Source organism: Micromonospora sp. AKA38, assembly GCF_027925725.1.
GTDB lineage: Bacteria > Actinomycetota > Actinomycetes > Mycobacteriales > Micromonosporaceae > Micromonospora.
Genome location: NZ_BNEI01000002.1, coordinates 56,927 through 72,256 on the forward strand (window position 1 = coordinate 56,927; position 15,330 = coordinate 72,256).

At 75.3% G+C, this 15,330-nt stretch carries 17 protein-coding genes; 10 read left to right on the forward strand and 7 right to left on the reverse strand.

Features of this window, described 5'->3' with window-relative positions:
• Window positions 1-252: 252 nt before the first annotated feature.
• On the forward strand, window positions 253-1,509 hold the full coding sequence (locus TPA0908_RS03885) for an SGNH/GDSL hydrolase family protein (protein WP_281934730.1): 1,257 nt from the start codon (window positions 253-255) through the stop codon (window positions 1,507-1,509).
• A 78-nt stretch (window positions 1,510-1,587) separates the two neighbouring features.
• Here the strand turns inward: TPA0908_RS03885 and TPA0908_RS03890 are convergent, their stop codons facing one another.
• Both TPA0908_RS03890 and TPA0908_RS03895 read right to left on the reverse strand, forming a co-directional pair.
• Window positions 1,588-2,220: a class I SAM-dependent methyltransferase gene (locus TPA0908_RS03890; RefSeq protein WP_281934732.1), complete on the reverse strand. Its 633-nt coding sequence runs from the start codon at window positions 2,218-2,220 to the stop codon at window positions 1,588-1,590.
• Window positions 2,220-2,657 carry an RrF2 family transcriptional regulator gene (locus tag TPA0908_RS03895; RefSeq protein WP_281934734.1) on the reverse strand — a complete coding sequence of 146 codons (438 nt, stop codon included), beginning with the start codon at window positions 2,655-2,657 and terminating at the stop codon, window positions 2,220-2,222. The genes TPA0908_RS03890 and TPA0908_RS03895 overlap by 1 nt, the downstream gene beginning before the upstream one ends.
• Window positions 2,658-2,808: 151 nt before the next feature.
• On the opposite strand from TPA0908_RS03895, the gene TPA0908_RS03900 reads away from it, so the two are divergent.
• The 3 genes from TPA0908_RS03900 (at window position 2,809) to TPA0908_RS03910 (ending at window position 5,641) form a co-directional block, all read left to right on the forward strand.
• A complete protein-coding gene (locus tag TPA0908_RS03900; RefSeq protein ID WP_281934736.1) occupies window positions 2,809-4,023 on the forward strand; it encodes a globin domain-containing protein in 1,215 nt (404 codons plus the stop codon).
• Window positions 4,024-4,088: 65 nt separating this feature from the next.
• Window positions 4,089-4,958 carry an alpha/beta hydrolase family protein gene (locus TPA0908_RS03905; RefSeq protein ID WP_281934737.1) on the forward strand — a complete coding sequence of 290 codons (870 nt, stop codon included), beginning with the start codon at window positions 4,089-4,091 and terminating at the stop codon, window positions 4,956-4,958.
• 53 nt (window positions 4,959-5,011) lie between these two features.
• The gene (locus TPA0908_RS03910; RefSeq protein ID WP_281934738.1) at window positions 5,012-5,641 is read left to right on the forward strand and encodes a hypothetical protein; all 630 of its coding nucleotides are present in this window, start codon (window positions 5,012-5,014) and stop codon (window positions 5,639-5,641) included.
• A 58-nt stretch (window positions 5,642-5,699) separates the two neighbouring features.
• Here TPA0908_RS03910 and TPA0908_RS03915 read toward each other — a convergent pair whose 3' ends face one another.
• Both TPA0908_RS03915 and TPA0908_RS03920 read right to left on the reverse strand, forming a co-directional pair.
• Window positions 5,700-5,894, reverse strand: coding sequence for a GTPase activator (locus TPA0908_RS03915; protein ID WP_281934740.1), 195 nt, complete (start codon window positions 5,892-5,894; stop codon window positions 5,700-5,702).
• Window positions 5,895-5,984: 90 nt separating this feature from the next.
• Window positions 5,985-6,875 carry a DUF72 domain-containing protein gene (locus TPA0908_RS03920; protein WP_281934742.1) on the reverse strand — a complete coding sequence of 297 codons (891 nt, stop codon included), beginning with the start codon at window positions 6,873-6,875 and terminating at the stop codon, window positions 5,985-5,987.
• Window positions 6,876-6,992: 117 nt separating this feature from the next.
• On the opposite strand from TPA0908_RS03920, the gene TPA0908_RS03925 reads away from it, so the two are divergent.
• The 3 genes from TPA0908_RS03925 to TPA0908_RS03935 all read left to right on the forward strand — a co-directional run bounded on the left by TPA0908_RS03925 (window position 6,993) and on the right by TPA0908_RS03935 (window position 9,349).
• A complete protein-coding gene (locus TPA0908_RS03925; protein ID WP_281934744.1) occupies window positions 6,993-7,535 on the forward strand; it encodes a DinB family protein in 543 nt (180 codons plus the stop codon).
• Window positions 7,536-7,649: 114 nt separating this feature from the next.
• The gene (locus tag TPA0908_RS03930) at window positions 7,650-8,618 is read left to right on the forward strand and encodes a hypothetical protein (protein WP_281934746.1); all 969 of its coding nucleotides are present in this window, start codon (window positions 7,650-7,652) and stop codon (window positions 8,616-8,618) included.
• Window positions 8,619-8,641: 23 nt separating this feature from the next.
• Window positions 8,642-9,349: a Pr6Pr family membrane protein gene (locus tag TPA0908_RS03935; protein WP_281934748.1), complete on the forward strand. Its 708-nt coding sequence runs from the start codon at window positions 8,642-8,644 to the stop codon at window positions 9,347-9,349.
• A 21-nt stretch (window positions 9,350-9,370) separates the two neighbouring features.
• On the opposite strand, the gene TPA0908_RS03940 is transcribed toward TPA0908_RS03935, so the two are convergent.
• Together TPA0908_RS03940 and TPA0908_RS03945 are read right to left on the reverse strand one after the other, a co-directional pair.
• The gene (locus TPA0908_RS03940) at window positions 9,371-11,443 is read right to left on the reverse strand and encodes an amylo-alpha-1,6-glucosidase (RefSeq protein ID WP_281934749.1); all 2,073 of its coding nucleotides are present in this window, start codon (window positions 11,441-11,443) and stop codon (window positions 9,371-9,373) included.
• Entirely contained in the window at window positions 11,440-11,823 is a 384-nt protein-coding gene (locus TPA0908_RS03945; RefSeq protein ID WP_281934751.1) for an SCP2 sterol-binding domain-containing protein, read from the reverse strand. Before TPA0908_RS03945 ends, TPA0908_RS03940 begins: the two co-directional genes overlap by 4 nt.
• 135 nt (window positions 11,824-11,958) lie before the next feature.
• On the opposite strand from TPA0908_RS03945, the gene TPA0908_RS03950 reads away from it, so the two are divergent.
• Entirely contained in the window at window positions 11,959-12,939 is a 981-nt protein-coding gene (locus TPA0908_RS03950) for a glycoside hydrolase family 88 protein (protein WP_281934753.1), read from the forward strand.
• On the opposite strand, the gene TPA0908_RS03955 is transcribed toward TPA0908_RS03950, so the two are convergent.
• Window positions 12,923-13,432, reverse strand: a complete 510-nt coding sequence (locus TPA0908_RS03955) for a mycothiol transferase (RefSeq protein ID WP_281934755.1) — start codon at window positions 13,430-13,432, stop codon at window positions 12,923-12,925. The two genes, TPA0908_RS03950 and TPA0908_RS03955, sit on opposite strands and share 17 nt — an antisense overlap.
• Window positions 13,433-13,520: 88 nt before the next feature.
• Between TPA0908_RS03955 and TPA0908_RS03960 the strand changes: the two genes are divergently transcribed.
• Window positions 13,521-14,036, forward strand: coding sequence for a 2'-5' RNA ligase family protein (locus tag TPA0908_RS03960; protein WP_281934757.1), 516 nt, complete (start codon window positions 13,521-13,523; stop codon window positions 14,034-14,036).
• A gap of 172 nt (window positions 14,037-14,208) precedes the next feature.
• The gene (locus tag TPA0908_RS03965) at window positions 14,209-15,318 is read left to right on the forward strand and encodes a hypothetical protein (RefSeq protein ID WP_281934759.1); all 1,110 of its coding nucleotides are present in this window, start codon (window positions 14,209-14,211) and stop codon (window positions 15,316-15,318) included.
• Window positions 15,319-15,330: the final 12 nt, after the last annotated feature.

The following is a 15,330-nucleotide window of genomic DNA, read 5'->3' on the forward strand; positions in this document are numbered from 1 at the left end:
CCGATGCACCCGGGTGCGGTGTTGCCGGGTCGACCCGCGGGCCACCCCCGGCGGCGCTGTCCGACGACGGGCGGGACGGCGTCCGTGCCCGACAACGACCGGGCCGCCGCTCGTCTTCCCGGTCGCTCGCGGGCGGATTGTTAACACCGGTCGTGACCACGCGTCCGGGCATTGACGCCCGTCACACGCCCGTGATGTGATCGCCACCTCAGAGGATCTTTCACGTTTCTATGTGTGAGGGTGAGGTGGGGCATGTCCGTGTTCCGTCGTTCCGTGCTCGTGGCGGCGCTGGCGCTCGCCACGGCAGCGCTGCCGGCCGCCGTGGCGCCCGCCGCGCCCGCCGCCGCGGCGCTGCCGACCGCCGCGGTGGCGTTGGGTGACAGCTTCATCAGCGGCGAGGGCGCCGGCGGGTACTCCCCGGTGGTCGACGTCAACGGCGTCGCGCAGGGCTTCCCCGGATGGTCGGCGGCGAACGCCAACGCCTACTTCTGCCACCGCTCACCGAACGCCTCGCTGTTCCGGGCCGAGCTGCCGGGCATCGCCGCGCGGTTCAACCTGGCCTGCTCGGGTGGGCAGCCGTACGACATCGCCAACGCCTCGGCCAGCCGGACCAAGGGCCGGCAGGTGGCCGCCCAGCTCGACCAGCTCCGCTCGGTGGCCCGGACCCACGACATCGACCTGGTGCTCGTCGGGCTCGGCTCGAACAACAGCTCCTTCACGTTCGGCAGCGTGGCGGAGAAGTGCGCCAACCGGTTCATCGCGGACGCGTGGACGGGCTGGTGGGAGTTCTGGGCGTACCTGGGCGGGCCAGTGGAGCAGAAGCCGTGCACCGACGCCGACCTGGGCACCGCCGCGCAGTTCTCGGCCGCCACCGCGGAGACCACGGCGGCGCTGCGGCAACTGCTCACCACGCTCGACGAGGTCGACGCGGACGGCCAGCACCGGGTGGTGTTCCAGGACTACACCAACCCGCTGCCGTACGAGCTGGACCAGAGCTACTGGAGCGAGGACAGCCGGGACGACACCCGGGACAAGTTCCGCGCGCTGGGCGCGGAGCGGTACGCGGCCGGCTGCCCCATCCACCGCGCCAGCCTGGCCCCGGGCCAGCGCTTCTCCCAGGGGCTCGGCACGCTGGTCAGCTCCGTGCGCGGCACGCTGGCCGCCGAGTTCCCGGCCGACGACCTGGTCTACCTGAACGTGCAGCGGGCGTTCGACGGCGCCCGGCTCTGCGAGTCGGCGGGCAGCCCGGCCAACGCGCTGGCCACCCCGATCCGGCTGATGGACGGCCCGAGCGGCACCTTCGTGACCAGCCTCTCCGGCTACGACAAGCTGGACATCCAGCGGATCGCGAACGCCTGCGGCACCTACTTCCAGACCTGCCAGGAGTCGTGGCACCCGAGCGCCGCCGGCCACCAGGTGCTCGGCCGGTGCCTGAGCGGAGCGGCGGTGACCGGCGCCCGCGCCGTGTCCTGCGTCCGCGCCCCGGACGGCACGATCAGCGTGAGCTGACGCCACCCGATCAGCGTGCGCCGGGGACGCCGGCCGGTAGTCACCGGCCGGCGTCCCCGCGCGTGGGCAGGCGGACGGTCAGGCGCGGGTCGCGGTGCCGAGCACGTGCGGCGCGGCGGGCGCCGGGATCCCGGAGGCGGGGAAACGGAACCGGTCCAGCCCGGTCACGGTGAAGCCGGCGGCCCGGATCGCGCCGACGGTGTCGCGGGCGGTGTGGCAGCCGGCGCAGAGCAGCGGCCAGAGCGTCGCGTCGGCGAGACGCTGGGCCCGGCGCAGGCCCGGTGTCGACGCGACCACGTGCTCGTAGAAGCGCAGCTCGCCGCCGGGCCGGAGCACCCGGCGCGCCTCGCGCAGCGCCGCCGCCTGGTCGGGCACCGAGCAGAGCACCAACGACAGCACCACCGCGTCGGCGGCGCCGTCGGCGACCGGGAGCGCCTCGGCCAGGCCGGCGGCGACCGTCACCGGGACCGGGGCGGTGGCCGCGGCGGCCCGGGCGAGGGCGCGCAGCCGGGGTTCCGGCTCCACCGCGAGCACCCGGGTCACGGTCGGCGGGTAGTGCGGCAGGTTGCGTCCGTTGCCGGCGCCGACCTCGACCACCCGGCCGGGCAACCCGGCGACCAGGCGACCCCGGTGCGCGGCTGCGCCGGCGGCGTCCATCGCCACGCTGGCCCGGGCGAAGAGCCGGGCGAAGACCGGGTGCGAGACGCCCATCAGGGGATGGCCGGCCGGGCGCCGAGGCTGAGCAGGAGCGGGCCGGCCGGGCCGTCGACCAGGTCGCCGAGGCGTACGCCGTCGAGCACGGCGAGGAACGCGGCCTGGGCCCGGCGCAGCTCGCCGCGCAGCCGGCAGCCGGTGACCAGCGGACAGGCCGGTTCGGCGCAGTTGACCACCTCGTCGTCGCCCTCGAAGGCGCGCACCACCTGAGCGACTGTCACGTCGCCGGCGTGCTCGGCGAAGGCCACCCCGCCGGAGCGGCCCCGGATGGTGACCAGGACGCCGAGCCGTTGCAGCCGCTGCACCACCTTGGCCACGTGGCTGCGGGGCAGGGCGAGCCGGGTCGCCAACTCGTCCACCGTGGCCCGTACCGGGGACGCCGCGGTCAGCATGGCGATCCGCAGCGCCATGTCGGTCGACCGGTTGAGCCTCACACCTCGACATTAGTCACTGGACGCCGTACGTGACACGGGCCGATCGACGGTGATCCGCGCCACGCCCGTTCCGGGACCTTGGACCTGAAGAGGAATCTTTGATTCCTGTTTCGTGGTGGTCGACCCGTTCGACGCCAGAAGGAGACACGCCGTGCTCTCGGAATCCTCCGCCGCCGTGGTGACCGCGACCCTGCCCGCCGTCCGGGCCCACGGCGAGGCGATCACCGGCCGGTTCTACCGGCGGATGTTCGACGCCCACCCGGAGCTGCTCGACCTGTTCAACCGGGGCAACCAGGCGACCGGCCAGCAGAAGGCCGCGCTCGCCGCGGCGGTGGTCGCGTACGCCGGGCACCTGACCGGGGACGCCGCCGGCCTGCCGTGGGGGCCGGTCCTGGACCGGATCGCGCACAAGCACGCCTCGCTCGGCATCACCGCCACCCAGTACCCGATCGTCGGCCGGCATCTGCTCGCCGCGGTCGCCGAGGTGCTCGGCGATGCCGTCACGCCCGCGGTCGCCGCCGCCTGGGACGAGGTCTACTGGCTGCTCGCCTGCGAACTGATCGCCCGGGAGGCGCGACTGTACGCCGGCGCGGGCGTGCCGGAGGGCGGCCCGGTGTGGCGGGACTGGCGGGTGACCGGCCGAGCCCGGGAGACCGCCGACGTCGTCTCGTTCACGCTCGCGCCAACCGACGGCGGCGCGGCCCCCGACTTCACGCCCGGCCGGTACGTCTCGGTCGCGGTCGACCTGGACGACGGTCGGGGACGACAGATCCGGCAGTACAGCCTCTCCGGCCGACCGGGCGCCGCCGAGTGGCGGATCACCGTGAAGCGGGTCCGTGGTCAGGCCGGCGCGCCGGACGGCCTGGTCTCCGGGTACCTGCACGACCGGGTGTCCGTGGGCGACACGCTCCGGTTGAGCCCGGCGTTCGGCGAGGTCGACGCGACCGGTGACGACGGGCCGCTGCTGCTGGTCAACGCCGGCATCGGGCTCACCCCGGCGATGGCGGCGCTGGCGCACCTGGCCGAACGGGACCCCCGCCGCGAGGTGACCCTGGTGCACGCCGACCGCGCCGCCGCCGCGCACGCGCTGCGGCACGAACTGCCCGCGATGCAGGAGCGGCTGCCGAACCTGGCGGTCCACCTCTGGTACGAGGACACCGCCGACGCCGAACTGCCCCCGCTGAAGGCGGAGGTACGCGCCGGCCTGGTCGAGCCGGACCGGATCCCGGTCGCCGCCGGGGCCACGGCCCACCTGTGCGGCCCGATCGCGTTCATGAACCTGGTCCGGGGTGACCTGCTGCGCCGGGGCGTGCCGGCCCGGCGGATCGCCTACGAGGTGTTCGGCCCCGGGATGCTGCCGGGCTGACCGGCCGGGGTCGGTGCGACGGGTCCACCCACCGCTTGCTACCCGCCGGTAGCTAGGCTGGGCCGGTGAGTGGCGAGTACGCGCAGGAGTACGTGGACGTCGACGGCGCCCGGATCGGCGTCCAGGTCTATCCGGAGCCGGCCGGGCCGCCCGGCGCGCCGGTGGTGGTGATCTGGCCGGCGATGGGCGTCCGGGCCCGCTACTACCGCCCGTTCGCCGCCGCGCTGCGCGACGCCGGGCTCGCGGTGATCGTGGCGGACCTGCGTGGCACCGGGGAGAGCACCCCGGCGCCGGCGCGCACCTGCCGGTACGGCTACGCCGAGCTGGCCACCGACGTCGGCGCGGTGCTGGACGCGCTCAAGCCCCGGCTGGACGGCCGCGTCCGGGTGCTGCTCGGGCACTCCCTCGGCGGGCAGGTGGCGGTGCTGCACCAGGCGCTGCACGACGCCGGCCGGGTGGACGGGCTGGCGCTGGTGGCGGTGGGCCTGCCGTGGTGGCGCCGATACCCGGGACGGCGCGGCTGGGGCGTGCTGCCGTACACCCAGGGCATCGCGGCGGCGGCCCGGCTGCTGGGGGTCTGGCCCGGCTGGGGGTTCGGCGGCCGGCAGGCGAGCGGCGTGATCCGCGACTGGGCGCACACCGCCCGTACCGGCCGGTTCCCGACGCTCGACGGCGTCGACACGGAGGCCGCCGTGCGGCGGATCCGGACGCCGGTGCTCGCGGTCAGCGTCGACGACGACCAGTACACGCCGCACGAGACGCTGGACCACCTCTGCGACAAGCTGACCGGCGCGCCGGTGACCCGGCACCGCTACACCGTCGCCGAGGCGGGCGCCGCGCTGGACCACTTCACCTGGGTCCGCGCGGCGGCGCCGCTGGCCGCCCGGGTGGCCGCGTTCGCCGGCACGCTGCCGGGACGCATCCCGGGGGCGTGAGCCGGCCGAGGACGGGTATGCCGCACCGCCCGAACACGGCGGAGGGGGATCAGATGTCCGAACGGCACACCGCGTTGCGCTCGATGCACGACCTGGGCCTGGCGGCCTGGTTCGGCGGCTCACTGATGGGGGCGCTCGGCGTCAACGGCGCGGCGGCACGAATCGACGACACGACTCAGCGACTGCCGGTGGCCTCGGCCGGCTGGGCGCGGTGGACCCCGGTGAACGCGGCGGCGATCGGCGCCCACCTGGCCGGCGCGGTCGGTGAACTGGTCACCGAGACCCCGCGGATGGCCCGGCAGTCCGGGGTGGGGAAGGCCAGCGCGGTGAAGACCGCGCTGACCGTCGGCGCGCTGGCGGTGACCGGCTACAGCCGGCTGATCGGCATGCGGCTGGAGAAGGCGGGCGGGCCGCCCGTCGACGGGATCACCGAACCGAACCACCACACACCGGCCACCGTCGCGGCCAGTCAGCGGCAGATGAAGCTGCTCCAGTGGGCGGTGCCGGCGCTGACCGGCGCGCTCGTCGTGATGACCGCGTACATGAGCGAGCAGCAGAAGCCCGGTCAGGTGTTCCGCGGCATGCTGGACCGCGCCGGTGGGCTGATGTCCGCGCCGAAGAACCTCGGCAAGATGGCCGCCGTGGGCGCGGCCGGCCGCCATCTGGTCGCGTCCGGCCGCTGAGCCCACCGCGCGGCCGGCGACCCACATCGGGGTGGGTCGCCGGCCGCGCGGTGCCCGGTCAGGAGCCGGTGCCGTCCTCCCCCGGCGCGCCGGGCGCGGACGGTTCGTTGTCCGGCACCGGCGACCCGGTCACCGGTCGCCCGGTGTCGTCCACCAGGCCCGGGGCCATGCTGCCGCCGTGCGCCTCCTCGGCCTCCCGGATCGCCCGGGGATCCCGGCCGTCCGGGGTCGTCTCGTCCCGCCGTTCGTCCACCTGCTCGCCCCCTCGCTGTCGTCCCTGGCCGGTACCCGTGCGGCGGCCGGGAAAACCCGGGCCCGTCCCACGGCGCGGGCCGGTCAGGCGCTAGGCACGCACGGCGGCGGGCACCACCCCGAGCAGTTCGGCGAGCCGGGCGGCGTCCCGTTGGGCCTGGTCGCCGCAGCAGTTGTTGGTCAGCACGTGCAGCTCGGCGCACTGGTCGGCCAGCTCGCGCAGCAGCACGGCCCAGTGCCGCAGCTCCGACTCGCCGTACGCGTAGCGGAACCGCTCCTGCTTGTCGCCGCTGGACCAGGCGTCGCTGTGCCCGTGGAACCGGACCACCGCCAGGTCGGTGGTGGCGACCAGGATCGGCGGCACCGAGGAGACGTGCCCCTGCGGCATGTCCACACAGCCGTATCCGAGGCCGTGCTCGCGCAGGAACGTCACGGTGTCGACCACGGCGTCCTCGGTGAACCAGGAGGAGTGGCGCAGCTCGACGGTGACCGGAAAGGGCCGGCACCGCCCGGCGGCGGCCAGGATCCGCCGGCGGGCCGCGTCGCCGCGGGCCAGCCACGGCGGGAACTGCAACAGCACCGCGCCGAGCCGGTCGGCCGCCGCGAGCGGCGCCAGCGCCGCGTGGAACCGGTCCCAGAGCTGGTCGTACGCCCCGGCGGACAGGTCGCGCCACCGGATCCGGCTCGGTCCACCGCTCGGCCGCAGGTCCTTCGGCAGCGCGTCGACAGGCGTGTGGTGGCCGGTGAAGAGCCGGAACGCCTTGACGTCGAAGGTGAAGCCGGGCGGGGTGGCGTCCGCCCACGCCGTCGTGGTCTCCGGCGCCGGCACGGCGTAGTACGAGGTGTCCACCTCGACCAGAGCGAAGTGCTCGGCATACCAGCGCAGCCGGCCGGCGGGGGTGTTGGCACCGCGCGGATACCAGCCGGAACGGACCAGCATCTGATCGGCCCACGAGGACGTGCCCACCTTGATGACACCCATGTCGTTCAGTTCACCGCGAACCGGACGGACCGGCAACCGGAGGCTCCGGTGTGGAGCGCCGGAGTTGTCGGTGCCGGGTCGTACCGTGACCCGGGAACGATCGAAGGGACGAACGGCATGGCTCTCACGAACGGCATGGCTCTGACGAACGGCATGGCTGTCACCGACCGGGTGCCCACCGGCGAGCGGGCCGATCTGCTCGCCGCCCTGCGCCGGCACCGCGGCTTCCTGCGCCAGACCGTGGCCGGGCTCGACGACGCGCAGGCCGCGCGCCGCAGCACGGCCAGCGAGCTGTGCCTCGGCGGGCTCGTCAAGCACGTGGCGATCACGGAGCGAAGCTGGGCGCGCTTCGCGGAGGGCGGCGCCGAGGCGATGCGGAGCGAGCCGGTCGACTGGGCCGGCCAGTTCCGGATGGACGAGGGCGACACCCTGGTCGCGCTGCTCGCCGAGTTCGACCGGGTGGCCGCCGCGACGGACGCGCTGGTCACCACGCTCGACCTGGACGCCGCGCATCCGCTGCCCGACGAGCCGTGGTTCGAGCCGGGCGCCGCCTGGACGGTCCGCCGGGTGCTGCTGCACCTGATCGCCGAGATCGCCCAGCACGCCGGCCACGCCGACATCATCCGCGAGTCGATCGACGGCGCGAAGACCATGGGCTGACCCCCGCCCCGTCCCCGAGGCGGGGCGGCGGCGCAGGTGAGGTGACCGGTCTCACGCCGTCCGCCGGGTCCGACGTGTGACGCTCCCACAGGTGGCGGCGCTGAGGATCACGAGATGGACGCATCCCGCCTGGACCAGGAAACCGTCGAGCGACTGCTCGCCGGCTCCGCCGACGGTGCGCAGACCGCTCCCCCCGCGCTCGTCAGGTTCCTCGACGCCGTCCGGGCGGGGCCCGACGTCGGCGAGCTCGACGGCGAGGCCGCCGCCGTCGCGGCGTTCCGGGCGAGCATCCCGACCATCGGTCGGGCGGCCGGCGTCCCGGAGCTGCGGCCGGCGGCCGGCGCCCCCGGTCGACGGCCGGCGGCGGGTCGTCCCGCCGCGGGCGGGCGGCCGGCCCGCCGGTTCGCCGGGTTGCTGGGCGTCAAGCTCGCCGTCGCCACGCTGGCCGCGTCGCTCACCGGTGGTGTCGCGCTGGCCGCGGTGACCGGCAACCTGCCCGGCACCACCCGCGACGAAGCGCCACCCGTCGACACCACCACCAGCACCGGCACCCGACCCACGGCCGCGTCCACGCCCCCGGGCCGCCCGAGCCGTCCGATCCCCGGTCCCACCGTCGGCGCCCCCGATCCGTCCGCCCCGGCGGGGCTCTGCGCCGCGTACCAGGCGGTCGCCGGGGCCGAGCGACGGCGCGCGCTGGGCACCCCGGCCTTCGCCGGGCTGGTCGCCGCCGCCGGCGGCCCGGACCGGGTGGTCGGCTACTGTGCCGCCCTGCTCGACGGCACCGGCGCGCCGACCGGGTCCGGCACCCCGACGCCGGGTGACCCGAGCGGGCGGCCGGAGCATCCGACGGGCGGCCCACCGACCGGTGTCGTTCCCACCTCGGCCCCGTCCGGCCCCCCGGCCGGCACCGCACGGCCACCGACCGCCCCCGCCACCACCGGACCGCTGGTCAGCCCCACCGCCGACACCGCGCGGACGCCGGGCGGTCCCGGCTCCGACGCCGCGCGGACACCTGGCGGCCCCGGCCCCGACCGGTCACCGGACGACGCCGCGCCCGACCCGACCGGCCGGCGCGCCGGTTGACGACCGGCTGGTAACTTGCCCCGGTGACCCCGCGGCGTCGCCGACCGGCGATCCTCCTCCGCCTGGCCGTGGTGCTCGGTGTGGTGGCCGGCATCGTGCTCACCGCGCTCGGCCCGGCCACGGTGACCGGCCTGCTGCCGTACTTCACCATCCAGAGCAACGTGGCGGTCGGCGTCCTCGCCGGCTATGCCGCCTGGTGCGCGGCGCGCGGCCGGCCGGAGCCGCCAAGCGTGCTCAAGGGCGCGGTGACGCTCTACATCACCATCACCGGCACGGTCTACCACCTGGTGCTGGCCAATCCGGCGAGCCCGTTCGCGATGGCCCAGCCGCACCGCGAGCCGGGCGAGTGGTGGGGCAACCAACTCCTGCACACCGTGGTGCCGCTGCTCGCGGTCGCCGACTGGGCGTTGTTCGACAGGCGTGGCCGGCTGCGCCCCCGGTACGCCGCCTGGTGGCTGGTGTTCCCGCTGGCGTACCTCGGGTTCGCGCTGGTGCGCGGGCTCGTCGTGCACCGCTACCCGTACCCGTTCCTCGACGCCGGGCAGCTCGGCTACGACGGCGTCGGGCTCAGCGCGCTCGGGTTCGCCGCGGTGTTCTGGCTGCTGGGCCTCCTGTTCGTGGGCGTCGACCGGCTGCTCGCCCGGGCGGGTGCGGCACCGGCGGCCCCGGTGGGCGGCCCGCCGTCCCCGGCCACCGAGCCGACGACACCGGCGAGCCACGGCGCCGGCTGACCGCGGCGGCTGACAGCGGGGTCAGGCCGCCTCCCGGGTGCCGGCCCGCAGCCGTCGGCGGCTGGCCCGTTCCCGGCCGTACGAGTCGGTCCGCCCCCACCGGCCCGGCACGTCGAGCAGCTCGATCCGGCCGTAGCCGGCCGGGATGGCCGGGTCCACCAGCAGGTTGTCGCCGCACGGACGCAATCCCAGCATGACCGCGACCAGCATCAGCAGGCCGCCGGAGGCCCACGACTGCGGTCGGCCGGCGGCCGGGAGCTGCACCGGGTACTTGGTGACCCGGCGCGGGTAGCCGGCGATCACCTCCGGCACCGACCCGCCGAGCGTCTCCGCCACCCCGAGCACGCCGGCGGCGATCTGGGCGGCCTCCGCGTCGTACCCGTAGCGGCGCAGACCGGCCGCGACGAGCGCGTTGTCCGACGGCCAGACCGCGCCGAGGTGCGCGCCGACCGGGTTGTACGGCCGCTGCCCCTCGGCGTACGTGCGCACGCCCCAGCCGGAGAAGAGATCCGGCCCGCACAGGTGGGCGGCGAGCGAGTCGGCCCGCCCGGGTTCCACGATGCCGCTCCAGAGCAGGTGCCCGAGGGCGGAGGTGAGCGCGTCGACCGGCTCCCCGTCGGGGGTGAGCGCCAGCGCGTAGTAGCCCCGCTGCGGGAGCCAGAAGTCCCGGTTGAACCGTTCCCGCAGCCGCGCCGCGTCGGCCTCCAGCCGCTCGGCGTACTCCGGGTCGTCCCAGAACTCCCGGGCCAACCGGGCGCCCCGGATCCGCGCGTCGTACGCGTACCCCTGGAGTTCGGCGGTGGCGCGCGGGAACGGCGGCTCGACGCCGTGCCGGTCGACGATCGCCTCCGGCGAGTTGCGCCAGGTCTGGTTGGCCAGCCCGTTGACCGTGTTGCGCGGCTGGTAGCGCAGGTAGCCGTCGCCGTACGGGTCGCCGTACTCGGTCAGCCAGTCCAGCGCCATCCGGGCCGGGTGACGCAGTTGCCGGACCAGGTCCGCGTCGCCGCTCCAGCGTTCGTACTCGTCGAGCAGGACGACGAAGAGTGGCGTGGTGTCGGCCGCCCCGTAGTAGAGCGCGGTCGGCTCCTCGTCGAACGCGGCCGCCTCGCCGTACCGCAGCTCGCCGAGGATCTTGCCGGGCTCCTCGTCGTGGTAGTCGTCGAGCTGACCGCCCTGCAACAGCGCGAGCATCCGCAGCGTCGGCGGCGTCAGTTCGGGGGTGAACGGCAGCGTCTCCAGGCAGGTGATCAGCGCGTCGCGCCCGTACAGCGTCATCGCCCAGGGCAACCCGCCGACCGGCACCCGCTCGGCGTACGCCAGGGGGGTGTACCGCAGCGCGGCCAGGTCGGTCAGCGCCTGCCGGTACGCGGCGGCCAGGGGTTGGCGTTCGGCGACGAGTTGCGGCGCCTGGTCGCGCCAACGGGCCAGGTCGTCGTGCATGCCCTGCCGGACCCGCTTGCGGTGCGCCTCGATGTCGGCCCGCAGGTCCCGTTCCCCGGCGCCCTGGATGATCATCCGGACGTGCAGGTCGGTGTGCCACGCGCCGTTCGGGTCGACCCGGATGCGGAACGTCATCCCCCGCTGGTCGACCTCGACCGGCGCGGTGCTGGAGACGCGGGTCTCCCGGGTGAACCGTCCGCGCTGGTAGCGGATCCGCAGCTCGCGCTGCTCCGGGTCGGCGGTGGCCACCGGCCGGCGCGGCGCGGGATGGCGGATCTCGGCGGTGTCGGCGAAGTCGCTGCCGATCTCCATCCGCACGATGAAGTCGGCCGGCTCGGCGGCGTGGTTCAGCACCGTGATCCGCTCGTGGAACGTCTCCCCGAGCGAGCGGTAACGGATCACCGAGACGTCCGCGTCCACGTAGTGGCTGGCGGCGCCGGGTACCAGCACGTAGCGGGTCTCGTAGTAGGTCAGGTCGTCCCGGGAGAGCGAGTGCAGCCGCTCGCCGTCGACCGTCAGCACCCAGCGGCACAGGAACCGGGTGTCGAAGGAGAACAGGCCGATCGGCGCGCACGGGTGGGCCTCCATGTCGCCCTGCGCGTCGCCCATGGCGAACACGTTGCCGGTGAGGACGGAGACCAGTTCCTGCTTCATCGGGCCGCCGGCCGGTGGAGGGAGCCGGTCACGTCCCGGGGGTGCCGGGCGTCCGGTGGGCCGGGGAAGATCCGGCGCAACGTCATCAGCAGTCTCAGGTTGCCGTGCACGGTGATGGCGTTGCTCAGGAGCGCCGCGGCGACGTGCAGGCGGCCCGCGGCGATCCGGTCGAACACCTCCCGGTCGGCGTGGACGATCAGCTCCGCCTCCTCGGCCGAGCGGGCCACCCGGACGTCCTGCCGGTCGATGGTCAGATACCAGTGTTCCGTCCGGCCGCCGTCCCGGAGGTCGAGGCGGACGGTGCCGGAGGTGGTCTCCGGCAGTTCGGGGTGCCGGCCGGCCGCTCCCCGGGCCAGGTGCTCCGCGGCCGAGGTGGTCATCGCTGCCTCCTTTGTCCGTCCTCGCGGGTGCCCGACGTGCGGCTCCGCCCGTGGGCGCAGCGTTCCCGCCGCCCGGGTGAGACCAACTCACCCGCTCCGGGTGAGACGGGCCGGCGCACCGGGTACGGAACGTTCATGTCGACGACCGCTGATGCCACCACCGACCGGGTGCTGCTCGCGCTGCTGACCATGCAGCGGGAGTCCTGGGAGCAGGGGATCACCGGGCAGGCGCTGCTCGACCTGGGCCGCCTCGACGCGGCGACGCTCGTCGCGGACGCCGCGGTGACCCGGCAACGGCCCGACGGCCGGCTCGGTGAGCTGGCCGGGTCGGTGGGCGCGGTGAACGGCGCCGCCTGCGGCGAGGTGGTCCGGCACGCCGCGATCAGCACCGGCGATCCGAGGTACGCCGCCGCGCTGGACGCCCAGCTCGACTGGCTGACGCGCCGGGCCCCCCGGGACGCCGACGGCACGCTGTTCCACCTGCTGGACGGCCGCCAGGTGTGGGCCGACACGGTCTACATGGTGGTGCCGCTGCTCGCGCTGACCGGCCGGACGGAGCTGGCCGCCGCCCAGGTGACGGGGCACCGGCGCCGGCTGCACGACACGCGTACCGGCCTCTACGCGGCCCGCTGGGACGCCGACCGGGGCGAGCTGGACCGCCCGCAGCCGTGGGGCACCGGCAACGGCTGGGTGGTGGCCGGGATCGCCCGGGCGCTGCGCCTGGCGTCGGGCTGGCCGGCGGGGACGCGCGCCGAGCTGGCCGGGCACGCCGCGGAGGTGCTGACCGCCTGCCTGCGGTACCGCACCGACGACGGCCTCTTTCCCGACGTGCTCGACGACCCCGGCACGTTCCGCGAGGCGAACACCGCCCAACTGCTCGGCTACGCGGCGTTGACCGGGGTGGCCGACGGGTGGCTGCCGCCGTCGTGGTTCGACACCGGCGCGGAGCTGCTGGCCGCCGCCGCCCGGCGGGTGGACCGGTACGGGCGGGTGACAGGCGTCAGCGGCGCGCCGGACTTCGCCGGGCCGGGCACCTCCCCCGAGGCGCAGGCGTGCTTCCTGCTCGGGCAGGCCGCACTGGGTCGGGCGCGGGCGGTGGTCAGCGCCGCCGGATGAGCCCGCGCACGTAGGCGGCCTGCCCGGCGTGCTGGAGGTCGTCGTCGAGCACGCTCACCAGCCGGACGCCGAGCGTGACCGGCGGGTCCCAGTTCTCGTCCACCACCCGGTCCAGGTCGGCCGGACGCAGCCCGCGCAGGTACGCCACGCTCCGCTCCACCACCGCCCGGTGGTAGTCGAGCAGCACGTCACCGTTCTCCGGGCGCACGGCGGCGATCTGCTCGGGCCCGTGGCCGTAGCCGGTGTCGTCCGGATCGGGGCGCAGGCCGCACCGGCCCGCCCAGTCGCCGGTGACCCAGAGCTGCCGCTCGCCGAGCAGGTCGGCGACGTGGTGGTCCTGGATCCGGGTCAGGTGCCAGACGAGCCAGCCCACCGGGTTCGCCCCGTCCGCCGGGGCCTGCCGTAGCTGATCCGGGTCGAGCCCGTCGAGTGCTCCGGCGACCAGGTCCGGCAGTCGCCCGTACGCCTCGGTCAGCAGGTCGTTCACGTCCACGTGCGCCTCACTCCCCCACCGTCTCGTGTCGTCCCCGGGGCAGTACCGCCCAGCGGGGGCGGCAAACCTCGCCGCCTAGGGTGGTCGGGTGGTCGCGGCGCTGGAGCTGTATCTGGACACCGACGCCTCCCGGCGGATCCGGGTGTTGTGGGACCTGCTGGAGTCCGAGGGGGTGCCGAGCATGCGGTCGCTGCTGGCGCAGCGGCACCGCCCGCACGTCTCGCTGGCCGTCGCGCCCCGCCTCGACCCGGAACGGGTGGCCGCGGCGCTCGCCGGGACGGTGGTGGCCGCGCCGCTGCGCCTGGAGTTCCAGCACGCCGGCCAGTTCGTCGGACGGGTGCTCTGGCTCGGGCCGGCGCCCACGTCGGAGCTGCTGGCCCACCACGCCGGGGTGCACGAACGGCTGACCCGGGCCGGTGTCGGCGTGGTGGAGCACTACCGGCCGGGGCGCTGGGTGCCGCACTGCACGCTCTCCATGCGGGTGCCGAACCCGCTGATGGCCGCCGCGGTGCGTCGCTGCCTGGAGGTGCTGCCGCTGACCGCCACCGTGGTCGGCGCCGCCGTGACCGACCACGCCCGCGACATCGCCCGGCCCCTTCCCTGATCCCACCGGCCGGCGGACGACCGGCCCGGAGACCGGGTTTCGCGCCATCTGCGCCTACCTGTGGCGATTCGCGCCGAACCGGAGCAAGCTGAGGAAAGCGCAGGTCAGAGCCATTCTGGCCACCCGAGGACGTGCGGCCGGAGCGCGTACGAGCCCACCGAAGGAGACCGCGATGGCCGCACCCGTGATCCGTTCCGTCACCGCCACCCGGACCGTCCTGCTGCCCGGGCAGTCGACCACCGTACGGGTCGACGCCTACCACCCCGACTCGCGGCTGCTCACCGTCGCCGGCCGGGTCAGCGACCCCACCGGCGCCGCCTGGGACGCTCCGGTCCGGGTGGACCTGAGCGTCCCGTTGACCATCCAGCTCACCAGCATGTCGCCCGGCGTGACGGTCATCCCGAGCGGGACCGACCCGACCACCTTCACGGTCACCGTCCTGGCCGGCCGGGGTCCGGTCACGGTGACCGCGACGGCGCGGGACGGCGTCGGCCGCACCGGCGCCGGCACCCTCACGCTGACGGTGCCGCTGCTGGTCGGGATGAGCGCCGAGAAGGGGGCCCGGACCCGGCAGGTGGTCGCCGACTATCCGGGCATCCGCTACATGCGCGACTACGGCACCGACGGCCCGGACGCCGACGCGTTGCCGGAGCTGCCCGCGCTCGACGCCGGCAAGTTCGTCGACGCGCCGTCGGCCGTCATGCACGTCTCCTGGAAGGACGACGTCGAGCAGTTGGCGGGCTGGCTCGACGGCGTGCGCCGGCCGATCTACCTGACCTGGTGGCACGAACCGATGGGCGACGTGACGCCGGCGACGTACCGGGCCACCGCGGGCCGGGTGACCCAGCTCGTGGCCGGGCACCCCAACCGGCGCTGGGTGCTCGGGCACGGCCCGATCGTCACCCGCTACTGGCTGGACGAGGGCGGCGGCGACCCGGCCGACTGGGCCTATCCGGGCATGACGCACTACGGCGTGGACTGCTTCTCGCGGGACACCGCCGCGTACTGGCCCGCCTCCCGGATGTTCGGGGTGGCCTTCGGCAAGGTGCGCGCCGCCTGTCCCGGCGTCCGGCTGCTGGTGCCCGAGTACGGGCTGAGCCGGACCACCGCCGACACCACCGGCGCCGGCCGGGCGCAGGCGGTCCGGGACCACGTCGGCTGGCTGCGTCAGCAGACCGACGTGGACGCGATCGCGTACTGGAACAACTGGGCCGACTTCGCGCTGGGTGACCCGCCGCTCGACGCCACCGCCTGGCGCGATCTCCAGTTCGTCGCGGCATAGGATGGGTCGATG